This is a genomic window from Gracilimonas sp. (assembly GCF_035704785.1).
Lineage (GTDB): Bacteria > Bacteroidota > Rhodothermia > Balneolales > Balneolaceae > Gracilimonas.
In genome coordinates this window covers 1-2,966 of the sequence record NZ_DASSWP010000166.1, presented here as the reverse complement: position 1 = coordinate 2,966, position 2,966 = coordinate 1, and the positions used below count along the sequence as shown (strand labels likewise).

General features: G+C 43.4%; 2 protein-coding genes. Both read left to right on the top strand.

What is annotated here, in order from left to right:
• Nucleotides 1–1,129, top strand: a 1,129-nt coding sequence (menC, locus tag VFM80_RS09890) for an o-succinylbenzoate synthase (RefSeq protein WP_395071662.1), incomplete at its 5' end; no start/stop codon positions are given.
• An 8-nt stretch (nt 1,130–1,137) separates the two neighbouring features.
• Nucleotides 1,138–2,622, top strand: coding sequence for a class I adenylate-forming enzyme family protein (locus VFM80_RS09885; protein WP_395071661.1), 1,485 nt, complete (start codon nt 1,138–1,140; stop codon nt 2,620–2,622).
• The last annotated feature ends 344 nt before the right edge of the window (nt 2,623–2,966 follow it).

The following is a 2,966-nucleotide window of genomic DNA, read 5'->3' as shown; positions in this document are numbered from 1 at the left end:
CTCAATTCATGGTTCTTTTTGGATTGCTGTTCTCTATTGGTATTATGTTGAACTGATGCTAAAGCTCTATACATATCACATTCCTTTTACTTCCCCCTTTCGGGTAGCCGGGAATGAGTTTAGTCATAGAGAAGGCATCATCCTGGTTTATCAGGATCAGAATTTGGGTATAGAAGCCTATGGTGAAATAGCGCCACTTCCCGGATTTTCGGATGAAAGTCTGGAAGAAGTTAAAGAGGTTCTGCTTTTGAACCGGGAGCATCTGCAAAAAGCCATAAAAGCAGAGGAAGCTAAAGATACCTTTCTGCTGCTCGACCGGATCCATCAGTTTCCTTCTCTTAGTTTCGGACTTGATACGCTGCTCTATGATCTGGCTGCAAAGCGATCCGGAAAATCACTGGTTCAATATCTTTTTCCGGGATTTCATTCTAGTGTTAACAGTAATGGGACCTTACCTCTCAAAAAAGAATCAGCCACGCTTTCTGAAGCCGACCGTTTGGTTCGGGAGGGCTTCCAAACACTAAAGGTGAAAGTTGGAATTGATTTCAGCAAAGAACAACGTATCCTTAAATCACTTCGGCTAAAATATCCCGATATCAAGATCAGGATCGACGCTAATCAGGCTTGGTCAACTGAAGAAGCCATCAACAATTTAAAAACACTGGAAGACCTAGATATTGAGTATTGCGAACAACCGGTTCCAAAACACGAACTAAGCTCTTTAAAAGAAGTCACGAACTCCGTCAATATTCCAACAGCGGCCGATGAATCAGTGAGGAACAAAAGGAGTGCAGAAGAGCTATCAAATATAAAAGCCATTAATGTGCTGATCCTTAAACCAATGCTCATGGGTACATTTAATGATATTTTCGTAACAAAAGACGTTGCTGATACTCATAATATAGAGGTTGTTTTTACTACCTTGTTGGAATCAGCAATCGGGCGGGCTGCAACAGCAGCAATTTCAGCCGGGTTAGGAAACAAGGATCATGCTCAAGGTTTGACAACGGGTACATTTCTGCAAAAAGATGTGGCACCGGATAATTGGATTAACAGAGCTGTTATTAAATTTCCTGACAAAAATGGTTTGGGAATTTCATTAAATTTGGAAGGATTAACGGAGTTATAAACAGGTATATGTTCAAATCACGACTACATATGTTTGAGTTCAAGAAAAGTGATGCACCACAAGTGTTTCTATCCTCAGAACACGGAATGTACACTTACAGCGACTTAAACCGGTTTACCGCATTCTTTAAAGAACTGGTAGAGAAAAAAGCAGACTCACTTAAGTGGCCCGTTGCTTTCATTTCTGAATCAAGTGATGTGCTCGTGTTTTGTATTGCTGCCTGCTGGAAATTGGGAATTCCATTCATCCCTATCAATCCCAAGGTTACCAATGCTGAACTTGAGAGTTACCTTGATGTTTTAAAACCTGCACTTATCTTTTGTGATACAGCCAACAGAGGCCGCCTTGGTGACGATAACGTCATAAAAATGGATGAGAATTTTTTCCTGAATTCATTTACCCACGATACAAGAGATATGGATCTCCCGGAACAGGATGAGATTTCCGAATCTGATATCTTCGGTTATTTCTTCACTTCAGGAACTACCAGTAAACCAAAGGTCGTCCCTTTAAAAAGAAGGCAGATCATAAGTGCATCTGAAGCTTCAGCTCAGAATTTCAAGCCTGATCCCAATCACTTTTGGCTGCTTTGCCTTCCGCTTAATCACATTGGGGGGATATCTATCATCCTCAGATCTGTGATTTACGAAACAGCGATCTATCGGCTTGCAGACTTCAATGAAGAAATGGTCAAAGAGTTCCTGGCTGAAAATCAGCGTTTTCAGGCAGCATCACTGGTGCCTACCATGATTAAAAGGCTGCTGGATGATTCCCTCTTTAAAACCCACAGAGAATTCAAATCAATTTTGCTTGGCGGCGGCCCGATATCAGAAGGACTTCTGAGGAAATCAGCTGAACGGGGAATCCCGATCGTATCCAGTTATGGAATGACGGAAACCTGTGCACAGATCATAGCCAATCCCCTGCTTGCCCCATCCGGCATGTATACTCCTCTTAAAAGTGTAGGGAAACCTTTTCCACCCAATGAAATGCAGATCCGTGACGACAACGGCAGAGTACTTGGGAAAAATCAATCCGGAGCATTGTGGCTACACGGCCCTCAGGTCTTTGATGGGTATTACGACAGTAAAGAAAACGACCACAGATTTGATAAAGAAGGTTGGTTTAACACCGGAGATTATGGACACATTAACGGATTCGGTCATCTATTCATCGAATCCCGGCGATCCGATCTCATTATTACCGGCGGCGAGAACGTGAATCCCAATGAAGTGGAAGAAGCCATGCAAAAGCTTCCAACCATAAAAGAAGCGATAGTTATTGGCGTACCTGATGAGGAATGGGGGCAAAAAGTAACGGCGGTAGTCACCCTGAAAAACGGTAAAACCCCTCAATTAGACGAGATCCGCGAGCAGCTCAAGGACGCTCTCACCGATTTCAAACTTCCCAAAGAACTTAGGATCGTCAAGGACTTTCCTAAAACCGAAACCGGCAAAGTGAAGCGCTGGGAGTTAGTTAAGAAATTTGGGTAGAATTCGTTGATTTGTTGATTCGTTAATCGTTATTCGCTGTTCGTTAATCGGTTCATCCCACTCCTTCTCGTTCCGGTGCTCCGCTCCGGAATGCCCTATCGAGGCTCCGCCTCATACTCATAGATTCATGGCCCTTTATCACTTGATAGCTGGAGAGCTGTGTTTCCAGTTTTTGAACCATGATTTGCAGGATTCTAAGGATTCCCATGAATAATGGATGACCCTGCAGGGGTCAAATATGAGTAGCCCCGGGTAAGTCCGCTAAAATATTGAATTGGATTTGGGAAGCCGAGACGGACGCAGCCCGGGGATTACGAATTATTCCTAACCACAAACCTCCGCCC

Coding starts and splice junctions, on each gene's coding strand:
- VFM80_RS09885 (WP_395071661.1), top strand. CDS start 1,138: ATGTTCAAATCACGACTACATATGTTTGAGTTCAAGAAAAGTGATGCA.